The 19897-nt window shown below is 60.1% G+C and carries 20 protein-coding genes; 10 read left to right on the top strand and 10 right to left on the bottom strand.

Annotation, left to right across the window (positions count from 1 at the left end):
* Positions 1–381: 381 nt before the first annotated feature.
* The 3 genes from GGD40_RS28620 to GGD40_RS28610 form a co-directional block, all read right to left on the bottom strand.
* A complete protein-coding gene (locus GGD40_RS28620) occupies positions 382–900 on the bottom strand; it encodes a hypothetical protein (protein WP_179711166.1) in 519 nt (172 codons plus the stop codon).
* Positions 901–1114: 214 nt separating this feature from the next.
* Entirely contained in the window at positions 1115–1594 is a 480-nt protein-coding gene (locus tag GGD40_RS28615) for a nuclear transport factor 2 family protein (protein ID WP_179711168.1), read from the bottom strand.
* Between the two features lie 18 nt (positions 1595–1612).
* Positions 1613–2317 carry a TetR/AcrR family transcriptional regulator gene (locus tag GGD40_RS28610; RefSeq protein WP_179745922.1) on the bottom strand — a complete coding sequence of 235 codons (705 nt, stop codon included), beginning with the start codon at positions 2315–2317 and terminating at the stop codon, positions 1613–1615.
* Positions 2318–2425: 108 nt separating this feature from the next.
* Between GGD40_RS28610 and GGD40_RS28605 the strand changes: the two genes are divergently transcribed.
* A complete protein-coding gene (locus GGD40_RS28605) occupies positions 2426–3088 on the top strand; it encodes a YceI family protein (protein ID WP_179745921.1) in 663 nt (220 codons plus the stop codon).
* A 52-nt stretch (positions 3089–3140) separates the two neighbouring features.
* Here the strand turns inward: GGD40_RS28605 and tdh are convergent, their stop codons facing one another.
* Positions 3141–4172 carry an L-threonine 3-dehydrogenase gene (tdh, locus tag GGD40_RS28600; RefSeq protein ID WP_179711172.1) on the bottom strand — a complete coding sequence of 344 codons (1032 nt, stop codon included), beginning with the start codon at positions 4170–4172 and terminating at the stop codon, positions 3141–3143.
* Between the two features lie 13 nt (positions 4173–4185).
* Positions 4186–5385 (bottom strand): glycine C-acetyltransferase, encoded by a 1200-nt coding sequence (locus tag GGD40_RS28595; protein WP_179711174.1) that lies wholly within the window; start codon positions 5383–5385, stop codon positions 4186–4188.
* Positions 5386–5534: 149 nt separating this feature from the next.
* Between GGD40_RS28595 and GGD40_RS28590 the strand changes: the two genes are divergently transcribed.
* The 3 genes from GGD40_RS28590 (at position 5535) to GGD40_RS28580 (ending at position 7846) form a co-directional block, all read left to right on the top strand.
* Positions 5535–6182: a helix-turn-helix domain-containing protein gene (locus GGD40_RS28590; protein ID WP_179745920.1), complete on the top strand. Its 648-nt coding sequence runs from the start codon at positions 5535–5537 to the stop codon at positions 6180–6182.
* Positions 6183–6290: 108 nt separating this feature from the next.
* Positions 6291–6701: a DUF2471 family protein gene (locus GGD40_RS28585; RefSeq protein ID WP_179745919.1), complete on the top strand. Its 411-nt coding sequence runs from the start codon at positions 6291–6293 to the stop codon at positions 6699–6701.
* Positions 6702–6763: 62 nt separating this feature from the next.
* Positions 6764–7846, top strand: a complete 1083-nt coding sequence (locus GGD40_RS28580; protein WP_179745918.1) for a tyrosine-type recombinase/integrase — start codon at positions 6764–6766, stop codon at positions 7844–7846.
* 72 nt (positions 7847–7918) lie between these two features.
* On the opposite strand, the gene GGD40_RS28575 is transcribed toward GGD40_RS28580, so the two are convergent.
* Positions 7919–9124, bottom strand: coding sequence for a DNA-binding protein (locus GGD40_RS28575; RefSeq protein ID WP_179745917.1), 1206 nt, complete (start codon positions 9122–9124; stop codon positions 7919–7921).
* 2139 nt (positions 9125–11263) lie between these two features.
* On the opposite strand from GGD40_RS28575, the gene GGD40_RS28570 reads away from it, so the two are divergent.
* Entirely contained in the window at positions 11264–12613 is a 1350-nt protein-coding gene (locus tag GGD40_RS28570; protein WP_179745916.1) for a replication initiation protein, read from the top strand.
* Positions 12614–12722: 109 nt separating this feature from the next.
* Here GGD40_RS28570 and GGD40_RS28565 read toward each other — a convergent pair whose 3' ends face one another.
* Both GGD40_RS28565 and parA read right to left on the bottom strand, forming a co-directional pair.
* Positions 12723–13778 carry a ParB/RepB/Spo0J family partition protein gene (locus tag GGD40_RS28565; RefSeq protein WP_179745915.1) on the bottom strand — a complete coding sequence of 352 codons (1056 nt, stop codon included), beginning with the start codon at positions 13776–13778 and terminating at the stop codon, positions 12723–12725.
* Between the two features lie 25 nt (positions 13779–13803).
* Positions 13804–14466: a ParA family partition ATPase gene (parA, locus tag GGD40_RS28560; RefSeq protein ID WP_179745914.1), complete on the bottom strand. Its 663-nt coding sequence runs from the start codon at positions 14464–14466 to the stop codon at positions 13804–13806.
* A gap of 1097 nt (positions 14467–15563) precedes the next feature.
* On the opposite strand from parA, the gene arsC reads away from it, so the two are divergent.
* The 3 genes from arsC (at position 15564) to GGD40_RS28545 (ending at position 18221) form a co-directional block, all read left to right on the top strand.
* Entirely contained in the window at positions 15564–15923 is a 360-nt protein-coding gene (arsC, locus tag GGD40_RS28555; RefSeq protein WP_179745913.1) for an arsenate reductase (glutaredoxin), read from the top strand.
* Between the two features lie 499 nt (positions 15924–16422).
* Positions 16423–17799, top strand: a complete 1377-nt coding sequence (locus GGD40_RS28550) for a GntT/GntP/DsdX family permease (RefSeq protein ID WP_179747084.1) — start codon at positions 16423–16425, stop codon at positions 17797–17799.
* 131 nt (positions 17800–17930) lie between these two features.
* The gene (locus GGD40_RS28545; RefSeq protein ID WP_179745912.1) at positions 17931–18221 is read left to right on the top strand and encodes a DUF1272 domain-containing protein; all 291 of its coding nucleotides are present in this window, start codon (positions 17931–17933) and stop codon (positions 18219–18221) included.
* Positions 18222–18308: 87 nt separating this feature from the next.
* On the opposite strand, the gene GGD40_RS28540 is transcribed toward GGD40_RS28545, so the two are convergent.
* Entirely contained in the window at positions 18309–18512 is a 204-nt protein-coding gene (locus GGD40_RS28540) for a zf-HC2 domain-containing protein (protein WP_111932678.1), read from the bottom strand.
* Positions 18499–19107 carry an RNA polymerase factor sigma-70 gene (locus GGD40_RS28535; RefSeq protein WP_179745911.1) on the bottom strand — a complete coding sequence of 203 codons (609 nt, stop codon included), beginning with the start codon at positions 19105–19107 and terminating at the stop codon, positions 18499–18501. Before GGD40_RS28535 ends, GGD40_RS28540 begins: the two co-directional genes overlap by 14 nt.
* A 170-nt stretch (positions 19108–19277) precedes the next feature.
* Between GGD40_RS28535 and GGD40_RS36705 the strand changes: the two genes are divergently transcribed.
* On the top strand, positions 19278–19472 hold the full coding sequence (locus GGD40_RS36705; RefSeq protein WP_184000893.1) for a hypothetical protein: 195 nt from the start codon (positions 19278–19280) through the stop codon (positions 19470–19472).
* An 84-nt stretch (positions 19473–19556) separates the two neighbouring features.
* A complete protein-coding gene (locus GGD40_RS37085) occupies positions 19557–19688 on the top strand; it encodes a hypothetical protein (RefSeq protein ID WP_257030615.1) in 132 nt (43 codons plus the stop codon).
* Positions 19689–19897: the final 209 nt, after the last annotated feature.

The raw sequence follows: 19897 nt of genomic DNA, 5'->3' as shown, positions 1-19897 counted from the left end.
AGTTGGGGTGCGGTCAATGCTTGCAATGCGATGTGCCTGGATCTGTTCACAACAGCGATTTCCTTCTGGAAAGGGGATGGCTACTGAAACAACGACGCGTTATCGACAGATACAGGCTTTCCGAAAATAGCCAGCAAGCTCACGAGGTTCGTGACGATTGCGATAGCCCGGATGGGAGATATCCGGCCTCTCTATGCGAGGTCTTGAGTGTCATGGATTGGGAGGGCGACCGTAACTCCCCAGATTGGGAGGCGAGTCGAGGCAGCTTGCAGCAATGGCAGGACGAAGACGCCAGTCAATCTGACGCGCGCCGCTGCATGCGAGGGGGAGGGTGTTGCCAGTCAGTCAAGCATCCGCCGGACGAATCCGGCGGCAGATCAATCAGAACTTCACCTTCACCTGAAACCCGATCGTGAACGGCAGGTGATCCGACGGGATCGGCGGAATCACGATGAAGTTCGCGCCCACACGTTTGTATTCGACCATCACGATCGGCGCGACCACCGGTCCGATCGTATGATCGCGGCCCAGGCCCCAGTTGCCGTAGTTATAGCCGGAGATGATCCCACCCATCGCCGCGATCCGCACGATGCCCCAGTGCGCGAACTCCGGCGCCCAGACCCCACCGCCGTAATAGGACGGCCGGCGCAGCGAGTTGCGAAAGCCGCCGGCCGTCAGGGCCCACTGGTTGTTGAGCCAGCATTCCACGCCAAGGCCCGGGTTGAATTGCTCGAAGTGAGTGCCGGGATCGGGATCGATGTGGTACGAGCCGAGCATCGCGTCGACCCATACGCCGCCGTCGCACCAGCTTCCCGCGTGCGCCGCGGAGGCCGCGGCCAGACTCGCGACGAGTGCAACCGCGGTATGTCGGATGGTCTTCCTGATCTGCCGAAAATACATGTCTTCTCCGCCACCGGTCGAGCGCCGGCGTCATCTATGTTCTGGATAGTCGTGCTTGCCGCCCGTCGCGCACTGTACCTCAACCCGCACGGGCGATGTGGAGGACACGCTCGGGCGCGCGGGCACAAGTCGTGCCCCGCAGCCTGGAACCAGAACAATAACGGAGAACCGATGGCAGAGCCGTGAAGACGCGGCGGCTTTCTCGAAGGAGCGGTTAAAGACCGAGGTCGGACAAACTCGGATGATCGTCCGGACGACGTCCGAGCGGCCAGTGATACAGCCGGTCGGCTTCGCGGATCGGCATGTCGTTGATGCTCGCGTGACGGTGCGCCATCAAGCCATGCTCGTCGAACTCCCAATTCTCATTGCCGTAGGAGCGGAACCAGTTGTTCGAGTCGTCATGCCATTCGTAGGCAAAGCGGACGGCGATACGGTTGTCGGTAAACGCCCAGAGCTCCTTGATCAAACGGTAGTCGAGTTCCTTCGCCCATTTGCGACGCAACAGGCCGACGATCTCCGCGCGGCCATTCGTGAACTCGGCGCGGTTGCGCCAGCGGCTATCGACGGTATACGCGAGCGACACGCGTTCCGGGTCGCGGGTGTTCCAGCCGTCTTCAGCGGCACGCACTTTCTGGATGGCGGTTTCGCGCGTGAACGGCGGCAGCGGCGGGCGGGTTTCGGTTGGATCGGCCATGATGTTTCCTCACTTCAGTCAGGTTGCGGTGCGCCGGGATGGCGGTCGTTTGCTCGGTTTGTTCTTGCTCGAAGACGCGTTGGTCGCTCTGCTTATGGACGCGTCGGCCTCGCTGACGGACTCCGCTTCCAATACGGTGCGCGCCATAGACTGCGCGTCGAGTGCCGCATCGGACTCGCCGCTCACCAGCGCCACGGCAATCGCGCCATCGAGCAGCACCAGCCACTGACGCGACAGGCGCGCGGCGCGGCGGCCCTCCATGCCCGACTCCGCCGCGAACTCATCGCACTGCGTTCGCACGAAAGCGAGCAGGCGTTCCTTATGTCCACGTGCGACGATCCGGATCGGATCGTCCGCCGAGGCAATTTCGCCGGCCGCGTTTAGAAACGCGCAGCCGTGAAAATCCGCCGACTCAAACCATTCGCGCAACACGTCGAACATGCCGAGCAGACGCTTTCGAGCCGTCTTGCCGCGTTGCTGCGTGCCGGCGATAAACCAGTTCATCCAACGTTCGTCACGCCGTTCGAGTGCGGCCGCCACCAACGCATCCTTCGATTCGAAGTGCGTGTAGAAGCTTTTGCGTGCGGTACCGGACTGCTTGACGATCGCGTCCACACCGGTGGCATGGATGCCGCCGGCGTAGATCAACGCCTCGGCCGCTTCGAGCAGCCGCTCGCGCGCGCTGCCGGGCACCGTCGATTCTGTTTGAGTGTCGTTAGCCATGAGCGAAGAGTAGAACGATCATTCTCCTTCGTCAAGTCTTGATGTGTTTTGCGGATGAGCGACGCGACCTGCTATCTTGGTCGTGATCGGTCAACCGGAACGAACGTCATGAATTCATCAACTGCTTGTGCCAGCTTTGCACGCGCCTTAATGCGAGGCTTGCTCGGCGCAATGCTTTTAAGCGCGATGGCCTGCACGCCGATTCAGGTACTCACGCATTCGGTCAGTCAGAACGAGGCCCGTGTGCCGGCCGGCCGCTACGAGGTCGACCCGAACCATACCAGCGTGACTTTCGACATCGATCACTTCAAGTACACGCGCTTTCAGATCCGCTTCGATCGCAAGAAGGGGCAACTTGACTGGAATGAAGGCGGGTTGGATAAGAGCACGACGTCGATCACGATCGATGCCGCGAGCATCGATACGAACGTGCCGCTGCTCGACAAGATGGTGAAAAGCGCCAGCCTGCTCGACGTGGAGCGTTATCCGGAGATTCGCTTCGTGAGCACACGTTTTGAGCGCACGGATGAGTCGCGCGGCACATTGACGGGCGATCTGACGATTCACGGCGTGACGCAACCGGTCACGCTCGACGTCACGTTCAACGGCTTCGCCCCCGATCCGCTGACGAAACAGGACACGCTAGGATTTTCAGCAGAGGGGCACTTCAGCCGCGCGAAATTTGGTTTGGCGACGTGGTATCCAGCCGTCGGCGACGACATTCACGTGCGCATTCAGGCGGAGTTCGTGAAAACGCCCGCAGGCGGGTGAGCGCGCTGCGGGCGTTTTAGCGTTGTTGCGTTGCTGCTGCTGCGGGGCTAACTCAAGCAGCCGTCCAATCGAGAATCACCTTGCCGCTCTCGCCTGAGAGCATCGTGGCAAAGGCTTCCTGATAGTCGTCAACCTTGAAATGGTGCGTCAGGATCGGCGACAGATCCAACCCGCTCTGCAGCATCGCGACCATCTTGTACCAGGTCTCGAACATCTCGCGGCCATAAATGCCCTTGATTTCGAGGCCTTTGAAGATCACCTGCGTCCAGTCGATCGCGGTCTGCGCCGGCGGAATGCCGAGCAACGCGATCTTGCCGCCATGGTTCATCGCGTCGAGCATGCTGGTGAACGCGCTCGGCACGCCGGACATTTCGAGGCCGACGTCGAAACCTTCGGCCATGTGCAGATCCGCCATCACGTCACGCAGCGATTCACGCGAAACATTCACCGCGCGCGTCGCACCCATCTTGCGCGCGAGTTCGAGCCGGTAATCGTTGACGTCGGTAATCACGACATTGCGCGCGCCGACGTGTTTCGCGATCGCCACCGCCATGATGCCGATCGGTCCCGCACCGGTTATCAGCACGTCTTCGCCGACCAGATTGAACGACAGCGCCGTGTGCGTGGCATTGCCGAACGGATCGAAAATCGCGGCGAGGTCGTCGGAAATCTCCGGCGGAATCTTGAATGCGTTGAAGGCCGGAATCACCAGAAACTCGGCGAACGCGCCTTCGCGATTCACGCCGACGCCCACCGTATTGCGGCACAAATGCCGACGGCCTGCGCGGCAGTTGCGACAGAAACCGCAGGTGATATGCCCTTCGCCCGACACGCGATCGCCGATCGCAAAGCCGCGCACTTCCTGGCCCATCTCGACGATTTCGCCGACGTATTCGTGACCGACATGCATCGGCACCGGAATCGTTTTTTGGGCCCAGTCGTCCCACTTCCAGATATGAATGTCGGTGCCGCAAATCGCGGTGCGCGTGATGCGGATCATCACGTCGTTGTGGCCGACTTCAGGTTTCGCGACGTCCGTGAGCGTGAGGCCCGGTGCGCGTTCGAGTTTTGCCAATGCTTTCATGTACGCCTCCGGATCAGATCACGCCAAGTTCACGGCCGACGCGCGCAAACGCATCCACGGCGCGATCGATCTGTTCCGTGGTGTGCGCGGCGCTCATCTGCGTGCGGATGCGAGCGCGCCCCTTCGGCACCACCGGGAACGAAAAGCCGACCACGTAGACACCTTCCTTCAACAAGGCATCCGCCATCTTCGACGCGAGTTGCGCGTCGCCGAGCATGACCGGAATGATGGGATGTTCGCCGGGCACGAGCGTGAAACCGAGCGCGCTCATCTTGCCGCGGAAGTGCGCGCCGTTTTCGCGCACGCGTGCGCGCAGTTGCGCGCCTTCGTCGCTCGCGAGCAGTTCGAGCACTTTCAGCGACGCAGCGGCAATGCTCGGCGTCAACGTGTTCGAGAACAGATAGGGACGCGAGCGCTGGCGCAACAACTCGATGATTTCCTTGCGCGCCGCGACGTAGCCGCCCGATGCCCCACCCAGCGCTTTACCCAACGTACCCGTGATGATGTCGACGCGCGACAGCACCCCGCAATGTTCCGGCGTGCCGCGACCGTGTTCGCCGACGAAACCCACTGCGTGCGAATCGTCAACCATGACCAGTGCGCCGTAACGATCGGCAAGGTCGCAGATGCCGGCTAGGTCGGCGATGATGCCGTCCATCGAGAACACGCCGTCGGTCGCGATCAGTTTGAAGCGCGCGCCGGCTGCGTCGGCTTCTTTCAGCCGCGCTTCGAGATCGGCAAGGTCGTTGTTCTTGTAGCGAAAGCGCTTCGCCTTCGAAAGCCGCACGCCGTCGATAATGCTCGCGTGATTCAGTTCGTCGCTAATGATCGCGTCGTTATCGTCGAGCAGCGTTTCGAACAAGCCGCCGTTTGCGTCGAAACAACTGGAGTAGAGAATACAGTCGTCGGTTTGCAGGAACGCGGCGAGCGCCGACTCGAGTTCCTTGTGCACGCTTTGCGTGCCGCAAATAAAACGCACCGACGCCATGCCGAAGCCGTCGTGATCCAGGCCTTGCTTGGCGGCTTCGATCAGACGCGCGTCGTTCGCCAGTCCCAGATAGTTGTTCGCGCAGAAATTCAACACGTCCGCACCGTTGGCGAGACGAATGTCGGCCGACTGCGGGCTGGCGATCACGCGTTCGTTCTTGTAAAAGCCGTCGGCGCGGATCTGCTCCAGACTGCCGCGCAGATGGGCGAGATATTGGTCACGCATGAACCAGACTCCTGAAATGGGTGAGAGCGCCTGTGTCAGCGTGTTCGGCATGTGCGACCACGAGGCGGCCTGTTATAGTCGGCTGTCAGTTTTAGCGGATATTTTCGTTTTTCCGAACTAAAATCCGATATATCGAACAACTCTAAACGATGGGTCAGGAAATGGCAAGTTCGGGTATTCGCCGCGCAGCAGCCGCTGCGGCGCCTGCTGCAGGTGCTGCGGGCGCGGGGCCAGTGGCCGCGATCGCGGCGCCGCCGCGTGTCGGCGAACACATTCAGCGTTTGCGCGCCGAACGGCGCATGACGCTCGACGATCTGTCGCGCGCGGCCGGCGTGTCGAAATCGATGCTATCTGAGATCGAGCGCGACAAGGCGAATCCGACGATTGCGGTCGCGTGGCGGCTGACCAATGCGCTCGGTGTCAGTCTCGATTCGCTGTTCGCGCCGCAAAAGGCGCCGGAGGCGATTGCCGTCTCCGGTCCGCACGACATTCCCACGTTGAGCGGGCACGAAGCCAAGTATCAGTTGCGGGTGTGGGGGCCGATCGAGCTGGCCGGCAAGTTCGAGTGGTACGAGTTGACGCTGCAAGCGGGCGGGGCGTTGGTGTCGAATGCGCACGAACCCGGCACGCGCGAACACCTCACCGTGCTGCACGGATCGATAGAAATCGAGGCCGCCGGCACGACGAAACGGCTCAAGACCGCGGACACCGCGCGTTATGTCGCCGACGAACCGCACGCCATCCGCAACGCCGGCAAGGGTGAGGCGAAAGCCCTGCTGGTGGTGATTCACGGCTGACGCGCAAGCTCACCGTTAGTCGCGCGTAGCGGGATGAACCGTTCGTCGGATGAGGTTGCGCCAAACACTGTATGTTTGTACAGTATTGGCTATCGACTGGAGCCGACAATGAACGACCTGACAACCGACCATGCCGACCACGCTCTGGCCGCGCTGCGCTATCAAACCGCGGCGCGCGATCTCGAACGCATCGTGCGCAATATCGCCGCGCGCTACATCGTGCAAGAGGTGCCGCTCACGTGGCGGCTGCTGCATGCCATCGAGGCGGAGGCGCTGGCCGACCTAGGGTTTGCGAGCCGACATGACGCGATCATGCTCGGGCTGTTTCAGCGCCCGTCCGATCTGCCTTATCCCGAAACTGACGAAGGCGTGGACTTCGGTACGTCCACCGCGTTGCCCGCGGTGTTCGCGTTCGCCGTCTGCGCCTATGAGGAAGCCGCTCGTCGCGCTGCGCAACCTGCTGCGCAACCTGCTGCGCAAGACGCTCCGCTGAAACGCGCGCGAGCTTGGGGCGACTGATTCGGGGCTGATTTTTCGCCGGTTGCCACCTACAATGTGTGCAACTAACGGAAAGATAGCTCATGTCACCTCCCCATCTGTCCGACCCAGTTCCACGGCCTGCGCCATCCACCGATCTATTCGATCAGCAGCGCGAAGACTGGCGCCGCGATCCGCAAATCGCGTTCGACGCATGGCTCGCCAATCAACATTTCCGACGCTCGTCCGCTGAAGTCTACCAGGCGCAATGGGGACTCTTTCTCGAATGGCTGGCCGCACGCCAGAAGAGTCTCGTTACGGTCGATACGCACACCATCGCTGAATTTGTTGGTGGGCTTGAGATTCGCAAACCGCAGCGTATCCGGTATTTGCGCTTGATCGAGCGGGTGCTGGATCATGTGCGCGAAATCGAATCCGCGTCGACTAACCCCGCACGTTTCATCGCTCAGGACGGCGAGGCGGCTTGGCGAAACGCACGCGACAACGAACCCACAGGGTTTCTCAACCACGCTGAACGTACCGCGCTGATTGCCCACCTGTTTTCACCGTTGCCGGATTTGTCCGCGGCGCAGCGCTGGAGAGAACGGCGCGATCGCGCGTTGATCGCCGTGTTTCTCGGCGGTGGGTTGAAGACCGGCGAAGCGGGTGCGCTTTCGGTTAGTTGCGTGAATGTGGGGTCGCCCTGGGTCACGATCGAATCGGCCAACCCCATGTTGATGCGGCGCACCCGGCTTGCACCCTTCGCCACAGCCATCCTCGACGCATGGCTCGCCGAGCGGCGTCTGTCGGAATTGGCCGGCAATCTGGTTTTTCCCGCGTCGCCTTCCGGGCGGCCGATGCACAAGGCCACCATGCTGCGCGCGGTCGACGCATTGATCGACGCAGCGGGCATCGCCGCGTCGCGTGCTTCACGAGCCAGTCCGCAAACCTTGCGAAACACGTTTGCGGCGGATCTGTTTGAGAGCGGGGTGGAGGCAGAACTGGTCGGCCAATGGCTCGGCTTCGTGCAAGCCGTGTCGGCGAACCGTTTGTATCGGGCATGGCAAACGTGGGCGGATCAGCAGGATTCAGCCGCCGTCGACGCACCGGATCCCGCAGCGCAATCTTTGCCTGAACCTAGACGTGACGGGCGTGTAACGAGGAGAAGGGGAGGAAATGAGCCCTGAAAATCCTCACCTCTCAGGTCCCGAATTTCCTCACCTTTCGCCGTTTATCCGTTATTGCAGGACGTTGGACGCTCACGCCGAGGCGGTGATCGGGTCACTCGACAAAAACCGGCTAACTGCCTCCAGCCTTGATTCGCCGAGGCCGGACGAGTGGTCGCATTCCGGACATTGCAGTTCGAAGCGGTGATCGACCTGGGACAGCTCCGGCTCACCTTCCTCACATTTTGGGCATCGTAAAGGCACTGCGACGTGACCGTCCGCGGCAGTGCCGATCGTCCGCAACTCTTCGCTGCTAAGCCGCCCGGCTTCGACCAGCGAACACAGCAGACCGGCGATTGCCGGATCGATTCCTTGCTGGCCGCGCAGCACGGCGACTTCTTTTGTCAACGTATCGACGTCGTCCGATTGCTCGCGCAGTTGCGCATCGAGCCGATCGCCGCGCGCCTTGGCCGCGGCGATTTGCTGAATAAACTCGAATTCCTTGCGACTGGCGTCGCGTACGCCTGACTGATAGGTCGACGCCATGGTGCGAAGAGAGTCCAGCTCGACCAGCATCGGCTTCACGCGTCGCTCGGCTTCGGCGATAGCGTCTTTGATCTGTTGCGCATAGTGCTCGGTGCTTTGCCGTAATTCGACGTGCAAGGCGTCGATCCGGTCGCGAAGCGCCGCGTTGGTCGCACATTCATTGTCGAGCCGCTGACGAAGCGTCTCATTTTCTTGTTCGAGCCGTCGAGCCGTTGCCTGCAGGCCTTCCTGGTGAACGTTGCCGTGCGTAGTCGCACTGGATAACTGGGTTTCCAGTTCGCGAACCTTTTCCCATGCGGCTTCAGCTCGCAGTTCACTGCGCTTGATCGCGTCTTCGGAGGCATCCAGCCGAATCTCCGCGTCTCGAGCACGCTGGTCGGCATCCGCGATCTGGGTACGAATTTCGGCGCGTTCGTCGTCTAACGCCGTTCTGGCGTGGGCAACTGCTTCTTCAAAAAGAGCGCCTAGCAGTTCACCGGCGCGATCTTCCAGCGCTTTCGGAATGGCGCCTGCGCCCACTTTGACACGCGACACGTTTCGGATCCGTTCCCAGAAGTGGTCGATGTCTTTCGGGATATCGCTTGCGCTGCCGGTTTGCGTCAGGTCGCGAACCGCGGCCATGGACGGGCGAATACCCAGATCAAAAAACAAGCGCTTGCAGGCATGGAGCGAAAGCTCTTGCCGGCGAGCGCCGCTGGTTCGCATTGAGTCGAGCTCGTCGCGAATGGTTTGCCGTACCTGATCCAGATTCACGTATACCTCGATGTCGCTCGAATTGCATGAATCATAACAATTTACGTAACGTTTGCTACGTATTTATGGCCGCTGAGCTGACTTGGCCGAATTGGTGTGCTTTGACGCTTGTCGTGCATCACGGAATCGTCATGCAGTCGGTTTTTCCGTGAAACAAAACGAAGAATAGCCAACAAGTCCTTGTAAAGAAAGATGTTTTGCGGTTCTCCCGGCGATCGTGCACTGTTTCACGACCGTGTGATGACGGCGAAGTGGTTGGGAGACTTTGTCCGAAGGGCGCACGGGGTGAAGATTCTAGAGAGTAATAAAAGTAAACACCTTTGAACCCATGTTAAAAACGTTAACGCCACTGCAAACCTATACCTGGTAAGGGTTTCAGAGCGCGAAGGTGAAGCTTTGCGGGAGAGGTGGTGAGGTCTTGCGGGAGGGTTCGGTGATGGAGTTCGGGGACCTTGGTGAGCGGGTCCGGGACAGAACGTGAGCGGGTTCGGGAGACACCCCAAAAGTGGGGTTTGTTCAAAGGTGAGGTTTTGCGGGACCTGTTCGTCTCGGATCGCCCGGCAGCGCTCGATCGTGCCCTCTGAGGGCTGCCGGTCTGAAGGTGAGCGCTTTCAGGACCCTCTTGCCGACCGATTTTTGGCGGTATTCAAGGGTCGTAAACCCCTTCGGTGAGTCAAGACGGGAGGAAATGCGAACCGAAGGTGAGGTTTTACGGGGCCGAGGTGCCATTTTTGCCAAATTTTTGTGCATTGCGAGGCTTAAGGTGAGGGTTTGCGGGAGCCTAGCGATCGTTGCTGCTGTTTTCCGGCGGCAAGCTCGACCGGGGGGATCGGTGTCGAGTGTGGCAAAGGTGAGGAAATTCGGGAGGCTCGAATCGGGGCGATCCGCAAGACTTCAAATTGCCTGGTTTTTGGCAAAGGTGAGGTTTTTCGGGAGCGTTCTGAGCCGTTTTGGATCGCTACGGTGAGGAAATACAGGATCAAAACGACCTGAATGGCTCGGAAATGCCCTACACGCGTAGACGAACGGCGCTGTCTATTTCGTCTGCTGAATTTTAAAGGTGAGGTTTTTCGGGACCTTTGTGGTGGGGATTCGAAGCGCGTGGTTTCGATGCAAAAGACGGTTGAGGTGAGGTTTTACGGGAGATCGTGAGGAAGAAGCTTGTCGGCTATATTTTCTAACATATTGAATTGATAGATTATTTTGTGGCCATTTTGCAAAGGTGAGGTTTTTCGGGAGGCTTTTTTTGAGGGGCATTTTGTTGTCGTGGGGGCGCAAAGGTGAGCGTTTTCAGGAGAGTTTTCTCGCGATTCTTACGCTCCACCACGCTGGAGGCCGCGCCGTTCCGAGTGGTGTGGCGTGACTAAGGTGAGACTTTTCGGGGGCGTTTGTTGGTTCGGCGCTCGCGCATGAGTGAGAGATTGCGCCGGTGGCCGATTTGACGACCGCTGCGCAGCGGTGTCTTCGACCGGGGTCGCGTGACGAGAACCTCCGTGTTGCTGCGATGGCGTATTGGGCCGCGGGCTAATTGCGCGGCGATGATTCACCGATGGCTCCGTCGCTGGCTCAATTTGAGCGTGCTGCGCGGTTACCGGCGAGCGGTCGCCCGCACGTTGACTGCAGCGGGTGTGAGGGCTCTGGAGCGCGTGGTTTGGGGGCTCGCAGCGGGTTTCGACTCATGGATAACCTTGTCGTCGCCGCATTCGGGGTGTCCTTCGCATTGATCGCGGCGCCGGGTCCCCCTTTGATGGGGCTCGGGTAAGCGGGCGGCCCTCCCCTGCCGAAGCGGGCGGTCTCGATCGAGAGCAGGTGCTTTCACCAGGTGGATCGGCATCAGTGCGCCTGGCTCGGTCCGCCGTGCGAGCAGTGAAAATTCCGGAAATTTTTTAAGGTGAGGAGATTCGGGATCGAGTCGCCACTGTTCTCGCCAATGAGGGAAAAGGTCTGAATTTGCCAGGACCGCGACCTGCAAGGACAGCCCCAACCTGGCGCCGAACGGCTGAGGTGAGGCTTTTCGGGAGACGCTCGAGGTGAGTCGCGCGTCGTAAACTCACTTCACCCGGAACGGTGAGACGCACGCTATAGACGCGTATCACCGCAGTCGGTATGCTCTCGCCAAATCCCTCCTCGACCTGACGCATGGCCACGAAGCGCGCGAAGAAGACCGATGTAGTCAGCCCGAGCTCGGCCGAATTGCGCAAAGCCGTCGAGGCGATCGCGATTCAGCCTAAAAGCGGCAAAATCACCCTCCTTACCCGCAAGCTGTTCAACGTGCTGCTCGCCGTCGCTCAGCAAGCGGACGAGTCGGGCGACACGTATCGGGCCTTGCTGTCCGACATCGTCGCCAATTCGGCATTCGATTCCAACGACACGGCACTCGTCAAAGAGCATCTGCGGCGCATGGTGTCGGTGCAGGTGGAATGGAGCACGGGTACGTCCAGCCAGAAGCCGGGGCGCAAGTGGGGTATCTCCACGCTGATCGCCGACGCGGAAATTCTCGAAGATCCGACCACGCGTCGCGTCTGGGTTGAGTTTTCATTCGCGCCGAAGATCAAGAAGAAGCTGCTCGATCCGGTTCAATATGCCCGATTGAGTTTGCAGTTTCAGAGCCAGTTGCGCAGTAGCGCGGGGTTGGCGCTCTACGAAATTTGCGTGCGCTATCTGACCAACCCGAGTCACCTCACCATGCGTGAGACTTGGGAATGGTGGCGCCCTATCCTGTCCGGTACGCCGGACACGGAGGCGGGTGACGAGGCGAAGCGCGAGTACAAATACTTCAAGCGCGATTACTTGCGCCCGGCGATCGCCGAGGTCAACGCCGTCACGAATATCTTCGTCGAATTAATCGAACACCGGGAAGGACGGCGCGTTGCGGAAATCCAGTTCCGCGTGACCGAACGCAAGCAGCCCATGCTCGCGCTCGACGAACATCCGAACGTGTTTGACAGCACGCTGGTCGACCGGATGGTGAAGATCGGCATTCCGCTGAAAGAAGCGCAGACGCTGTATGCCGACAGCGAGGAAAACCGGATTCGCGCCGCACTGCAAATGACGGAGCAACGCATGCGCAGCACGTCGTTGCCGGCCGTGCGCAGTGCACCGGCGCTGTTCAAGGACGCGTTGAAGAAAGGCTATGCGCCGCCGGTCGAAGCGCTGCCCTCCGGTTCCGGTGGTAAGGCGGCGGTGGCGGCACCGGCCGACGATCTCAAGGCCCGTCTGCTCGGCGAATATTCGGCACATCGTCGCAAGGAAGCGTACGAGTTGTACAACGAGCAAGGTGAGTCGGAACGGGAGATCGCGCGGCAGTCGTTTGAAGAAGATGAATTGCCGGGTCTGGGCACTCACATGCGCGACGACTGGCGCCGTCGCGGCTTGGATTCGAAGATTGTCGAGACGGCATTCTTCGATTGGCTGGCTCGCAAGACTTGGGGTGAGCCTACCGACGGTGACCTGCTTGCCTTCACGCTGAGCCAATCGCGCGCGGCGTAATCATTGAGCGGGACGGCGGCTGGAACTGATTGCCGCCTGTCGACCAGAACCAGAGTTGGCGCCTTAGCGCTTCCTCTGGTCCCCTTCCCCGCTGTGACTTCCAGATCCGTTACTTCAACATCTTCTCAATCTGCCGAAGGATGTCGTCACGCTTTTCACGCGTGAGCCCTTTCAGGCGCAGTTCGATTCGATCATCCCCGTACGATTTGAGATCACCGACCGAGACGCCTTCGAGTTTGATTTCGAGGCGCTGCGCGTAGCGCTGCCGGCCAGCTGGCTTGGTGCTTTCCTGCGCGCTTGCTCGACCTTTGACGATATCTGCAACTTGTCGCGTGCTCAGATCGTCGGAGAGGATTTTGTTGATCAGACGCAGCGTCGCATCGGCGCCGCGGGCCGTATGGTAACGGCCGACCTGATACGCCATGTTCGAGCCGAAGCGGTCCGGACGCGCGACCATCTCATGCATGATGACCTCCGGCAACTTGGCGATCGACAGAGCGACTGCCACGGTCGATTCGTCCAGACCGAGATGTTCGGCAAGCTCCTTCTGGCTTTGAAAATGCCGGTCGTCGAGAAAGCGTTTCCAGACGACGGCGTTGTCGAACACCGTTTGCGAATCGCGTTGGACGTTGAGGTCGTAGCCGAGCTTGTAGCTCTGAATGCCGATCGGCAGATCGATGACGATCGCCTTCACCGATTCCTTGTTCGCTTCTTTCAGCGCGCGCACACGGCGGCCGCCGTCGCTGACGTAGTAGGTGCCGGGATTGTCGTAATCGGGAATGACGTGAATCGCTTGCTGCTGGCCTTGCTTCGCCAGATTCACGGCAAGCTCGGCAATCGACGACTTCAGATAGAAATGCCGCGGATTGAACGGGCTTGGTTTGATCGTCTTGAGCGCGAGGTCGATTACCTGACCCGGCCGATAAGCATGCTCGAGCCGCCACGAGCGGTAGGCCGCCGATTCGTCGGCGGAGTCGACCGTGTCGACTTCCGCGATGCTTTTCGGCATGACGGATGACATTGGACGGCTCGGCACTTCACTGCCCTTCGGGCCATTCTTGACCAGACCGTCGATGGCATTCAGACGATCGAGCGCGGTTCGCTTTTCGCTGCTGGTCGTATCAGGACGTGCTTGAAAGCCTTTGGCGAATTGGGAGGGTTTCATTCAGGGTCCTTTATGCGCATAAATTTCACGGGAGCAGGGCGGCGATCTCGTTGGTGCACGCCCGTACTTCGATGGCGGCAAGCTTGGCGCCACGATCGTTCATCTGAAGGACTGTCTGTCCTAACGCCATGGCCTGCTTGTAGGCTTCACGCGTCGGGATCTGGGTCTTCAGCAGCGGGAATCCGAGCTCTTCGAGCGCGCGCTTCAGTTCGCGCGTGAGCATCCGTTTCTCTTCGGTCTTGTTGAGCAGAAAGACGGCGCGCAGGTCTTCATTCATGACTTGAGCCTGCTGAACGAGTTTCACCAAGCCGATGCTCGACCAGTAGTCCGCCGGCGATGACGAGGTGGGAATTACCGCGACACTCGCTGCCAGCAGCACGACGCCAGATACTTTCTCTGTGATGGAGGGCGGGCAGTCGACCACGATGATGTCGTAGTCGGACACGAACTTCTTGATCTCGCGATGGATCTGGCTGCCGGCTTCGGACAGGTTGACGACCGGGAATGGGATTCCGTTATCGCCGTCCGATGATGCGCTGGCCCAGTGGATGAGTGTGTTTTGACCATCTGCGTCTACAACGAGGACGCGTTTGCCTTTCTCATGAAACGCAGCGCCGAGGTGCATCGCGATTGTGCTCTTCCCGACCCCACCCTTCTGCTGAGTTACCGCGATGATTTCTGCTGCCAATCTTCACCTCCTCTTTTTAGACGCAAATGGATTTTACCTGGATGAATTCGTAATTCAATCGTTTTTGGTAAATCAATAGACGCATTAGCCATTCGGGATAGGTTTATGCGCATAAAGCGACGTGATGGCCGTAAGAGGGCAATCGTGAGGCTGTGATCGGGCGGTCGGTCGGGTGTGATTAGCGATGCGGCGAAGAGGTACAACTGAATGCAAATCGGGGCTGTCGATGCATGTGAGGGAGTCGGAGTCGCTGACCTTCGTCGTGGGACGTTGAGCTCCGCCGCATAGATGAGCGAGGGCGGTCGCGCGATCGGATATCAAAGGGCGCCGCGTCGTCACGCGTGACTGGGGCGTCAGCGGGGAAGACAAAGCCGGCAGACGCTACGGTCACGCGCTTTATGCGCATAAAGTCCTCCGCGAACTGACGTAGTTCGCAGCCGGAGTGGGAGCATTCGGTATCGCGGGACGCGACCGTATGGCGAAGGCAGGCGGGTGGGACCTATCCGAGCATGCGACACGTGACGCGTGTTTGTGTCGGCTTGAAGCAGCGGCCGACCATCTTCGGGGGCTTTATGCGCATAAACCGAAAGCAGCGCTGTCGAAGCGAGGCGACGATGCGTGCCAGACCTTCATCGTCCCCCGCTCTCTTTGCGAGTCCCCACGTACGGGGAAATACAGCAACCCGCACGTACCTTTGCAGATAGGGTAGCTAAGCACGCGCCAAACGAGCTGGCACCGTCGATCAGAATTTCACCGGGTGGCTGGCCTGGCGCCTCCTGCCTGACGTCGATCGCCAAACGCAGTTTGTCCGCATATCCCGCTGGGACACAGAGGTCGTGCGGAAGAAGAAATTCGGCCAATAAATTGTGGAAGAAGCACAAGAAAAGCTAGCTCGAGTGGTCGCGCCCAGAGTCTGCTTAACCGCCAAACAAGCCATCCTTTGCCTGGTGCGGACCGCCCGCGCCGATACCCAAATAGAAACTACCGACGCAACCGCCGCCCCACCCACCGACGCGCCTGTACCAATCAACGCGCTAAAATCCAACACAAAAAAACGTCACACCACCAGAACACCAACCGCAACAAACCCCCCAACCATGATCACCATCTACCACAACCCTCGCTGCTCAAAATCGCGCGCCGCATGCGAGTTGCTCGCCAGCATCTACAAGGTCGCAAACGAACCAGCAGAAATTGTCGAGTACCTGAAGCAGCCGCTCACCGTCGCGCAACTCAAGCAGTTGAACACCCAGCTAGGCTGCCCGGTCCGCGAAATGATTCGAGACACGGAAGTCGAATACAAAGAACTCCATCTCTCCGATGCCGCGCTAACTGATGACGAGTTATACGAAGCAATGGCCATGCATCCCATCCTGCTGCAACGGCCGATTGTCGTGCGAGATGGCCGCGCGGTGATCGGCCGTCCGCCAGAAAACATCGCGGCGCTCTTTGCCTGACCAGCCACGAAAGCGCATCACCGAACCTGCGTAACTGCCACGCCAGCGAAGCACGCCGCTCAAGCGGTGTGTCTTGGCCACAAGCTCGGCCCTTCGTCACCAACGCCGCATCCATCGTCACGATCTTCACGAAGACAGCCGATACGAAATTCCTTCGCGCGAGGCGCATCGCCGACGAAAACGGATTGAGACGCAGCGTCCAACAAAGCGTCCGCATCGGCAAGAAACGCACGCGAACAAACTCACGCCAAGCGATCTGCCGCTGACGGCACATAAAAAAGTGCCCACAAAAAATAACGACCACAAACCAATCGACGCCGGCAATAATTTGTCCGCTGTCCCGTCCAAACCGATAAATTCGAATAAACAAAAATCCCTGCGGCCCGCGAAGCTCACCGCTCACCAATCGGTCGCCCTCACTGCGACGAGCGGTCGCGCCCCGCTACAATCCGTCATCCGCGGGCGGCCGTGGATGCGTCAATCGATTAAAAGGGACACCGTGCATCTGACGACAACACTCGCGCCGTGGTCATCCCACGACACCCAACTGATTCTCTCGTGCGTGCTTGGACTCGCACTCATTATCATTTTCATCAGCGTGCTGAAGCTCGCGCCGTTCCTGTCGATTCTGGTCGGCACGTTCGCCGCAGGTTTTGCCGCGGGACTGCCGCTAGAGGCTGTCGCCAGTGCTTTCAGCAAAGGCGCGGGTGCGTTGCTCGGCGACGTCGGCATCATCATCGCGCTGGGGGCCATGCTCGGCGCGCTGATGGCCGAATCGGGCGCGGCCGACCGGCTCGTTTCGACCATTCTCAAACATTCGACGCCGCGCACGCTGCCGTGGATGATGGCGCTCGTCGCGCTGATCATCGGCTTGCCGCTCTTCTTCGAAGTCGGCCTCGTGATGATGGTGCCGATCATCTTCGTGATGGCGCGCCGCTCGCAACAACCCATCTTACGTATCGCGATTCCCGCGCTGGCCGGCATGACCACGCTGCATGCGCTACTGCCGCCGCACCCGGGTCCGTTGATCGCGGTCAGCGCGCTGCATGCCGATCTCGGTCTGACGCTCGGCCTTGGCCTGATCGTCGCGATTCCGGCAGTGATTCTCGCCGGTCCGCTCTACGGTATCTGGCTGTCGAAGCGGATGCATGTCGCCGAGCCCGAAGAAATGGGCAAGCTGTTCACCGCGCAACAAGACACCGCCGAGCCACCGGGTTTCGCGATTTCGCTGATCACGATTCTGTTGCCCGTCGTATTGATGTTGGGCCGCACGGTCGCGAAGCTTCTGCTTCACCCCGAAACGTTCCTGTTCGACGCGCTGAATTTCCTGGGTGAGCCGTTGATTGCACTCGGCCTCACCGTGCTGTTCGCGGTGGTCGCATTGGGCTGGTCGCGTGGCATGGCGCGCGACCGCGTCGGTGGCATTCTGCGCAAAAGCTTGCCGCCGATCGCCGCGCTGCTGCTGACTATCGGCGCCGGCGGCGGACTCAAGCAGGCGCTCGTCGTCGCCGGCATCAGCACGACGATCGGCAAGATCGCGGTCGGCGCGCACATGCCGCTGATTCTGCTGGCGTGGCTTATCGCGGTGGCGTTGCGGCAAGCGACGGGTTCGGCGACTGTCGCCACCACGACGACCGCGGGGATCGTCGCCCCGGTCGTCGTGGGTCTCAGCGCGACGCACAATTCGCTGATGGCGCTCGCTATCGGTGCAGGCTCGGTGTTCTTCTGCCACGTGAACGACGCCGGGTTCTGGATGGTGCGCGAGTATTTCGGCTTGCAATTGAAGCAGACGGTGCTCGTCTGGTCGGTTTTGCAAACGATCGTCTCCGTGGTCGGCCTTGCGCTCACGCTCGTGCTGTGGGGCGTGCTGACGTGACGGTGCGATAGGCCCCGCCGGATTGGCAGGAATTGCGGCTGGGCTGTCAATTCCTGCGTAAGAGGGCCGCTTACACTGCGTGGTCAGGCGAGGTGCGGCGCACCTCGTTCCCCCCTCGACGCGGAGCCACCATGCTTGAACTGAGACCTTCCTGCGAAGGATGCGGCAAGTCACTGCCGCCGAACGCGCCTGACGCGATGATCTGCACTTACGAATGCACGTTCTGCGAGGTTTGCGCGCTCAGCACATTGCGTAATGTGTGTCCGAATTGCGGCGGCAATTTCCAGCATCGGCCGATACGCACGCGCGTGCAGCTCCAGAAACATCCCGCGCATATCGAACCGTTTCCTATCTCGATCGACGAGGCGGCGCACGCAAGTTATTTCGAGCGTTATCGGAATACACCGCCCACCGAGCGATGAATGGTGAACGCGCGGAGCGGGCGCAAGCAGCGTGCAAGGACGCTTCACGCGTTCGTCCGACGCGTCGCCACTACCCTACGCCGCGCATCAGTCGTCCCCGTTCGTGGCACCCGGCGTTGCAATCCCGCTCATCGAACGCGCGGCCACGCGCAGCAAACGGATCTGCTTGCGGTAGTTACGGCAGCCGCTGCAGGTCGGCAGATGCAGCCGGATGGCGACCCATTCCCCAGTTGTCAAACGCCGATCCAGCGCATCCGACAGTAAACGCGTGATGTTTTTACATTTCCCCATTCGCATCCTCGCTGGATAGGCCTTTTTCGCTCAGGCAAGTGCGCAGGCGCAAGCGCGCGCGGTAAATCAGCACGCTGCAATGATTGGCGGTCATGTTCAGTTCGGTGCAAATCGCCTCGGTCTCGAGATCGAGGAATTCGCGCATCATGAACACGCGCCCGATCTGTTCCGGCAGGTGTTCCAGACACATTTCGAACAGTGTCCAGAACTGCTGCTGACGCAGCGCGGTTTCCGGCGTTGGCCATGGACGCGGTTTGGTTTCGCGCGACCAGTGGCCGTTGTCCTTGAACAGTTCGCGATCGAGCAAGGCTTCGCCGTCGAGTTCGGATTCCAGCGCGGACAGGTTGATCGTCCGTTGCCGTGCGCGCAGCGTGTCGACGAGCTTGTGCCGCAGGATGCCGAACACCCAGGTCTTGTGCTCCGACTGCGCCGCGAAGCGATCGGCTTGCGTCCACGCCGCGGCGAGTGCTTCCTGGACGGCATCTTCGGCGGCGGCCGCGTCGCGCAGTTGCAAACGGGCGAAGCGCACCAGGTCGCGCCGCAATTGCGTCAGATAAACGGGATCGTCGAGCGCCGGCCCGCTTACTTGTGCCATGGCATGCTCCGTCGCCCGGCTCGCGGTTGCCGCGCGCTTTCTCTTGCGTCGTTGTGGTTCATAGAGGGGGGTGTTCTGCGCAATGTGGGGATTCGAGCGCCATTGTGCTCTAAGCCCCAGCGCAATCGAATCGGTATTGAACATATGCCCCGCCGACGCACGATAAACAGATGACGTTAGTCGAGCCACGGCAGGTGGTTATGACAGAAAAAACATTATTGCGAAAATTGAAATCAATCGTGTGTGCGAGCGCTGCTGTCGTCCGCCCCACAGCCCAGAGCCTGGCGGGCACCATCGCAATCGATCCACCACGCATGGCAATTTCGATTGTTTCATTTTGCGAAAAGATGTCTTTGCGACTTTGATATTTTTAGGCGGACACTGAATCGCTATCCTCCAGTCCATCGATCGACCTGATCGCGAACTAAACGCCGAAGAGGAGTAGCACCATGAAACGCATTCTGTCCGCCCTGATCGCTTCCGTCGCCCTGTTTGCGGCCGCTTCCGGCGCTGCGCATGCAGCCGCACCGGCGCAATGCAACGGTCCGGCATCGTACTGCAACGTGTTTTTCGGTAACTAAGCCGAACGGCGAACGGGCTCGCCGCCGGACGCTTCATTGGTCCGACGCCGGTCTGTCAGCAGGAAAGCTTTCCGAAGCAAAAGGGTGCCGTTATCGGCGCCCTTTTTTCGTTTGAGCAGTAGATGATGGAAGGACATCAGCGCGTCAAAGTGGACGGTACACACTACGCGGCACTCCGAAGCAACACTCGCGCCTGGCACATGAATGCG

This window comes from Paraburkholderia bryophila (genome assembly GCF_013409255.1).
GTDB lineage: Bacteria > Pseudomonadota > Gammaproteobacteria > Burkholderiales > Burkholderiaceae > Paraburkholderia.
Note: the sequence above shows the minus strand (reverse complement) of the source record. Positions and strands in the feature narration are given on the sequence as shown.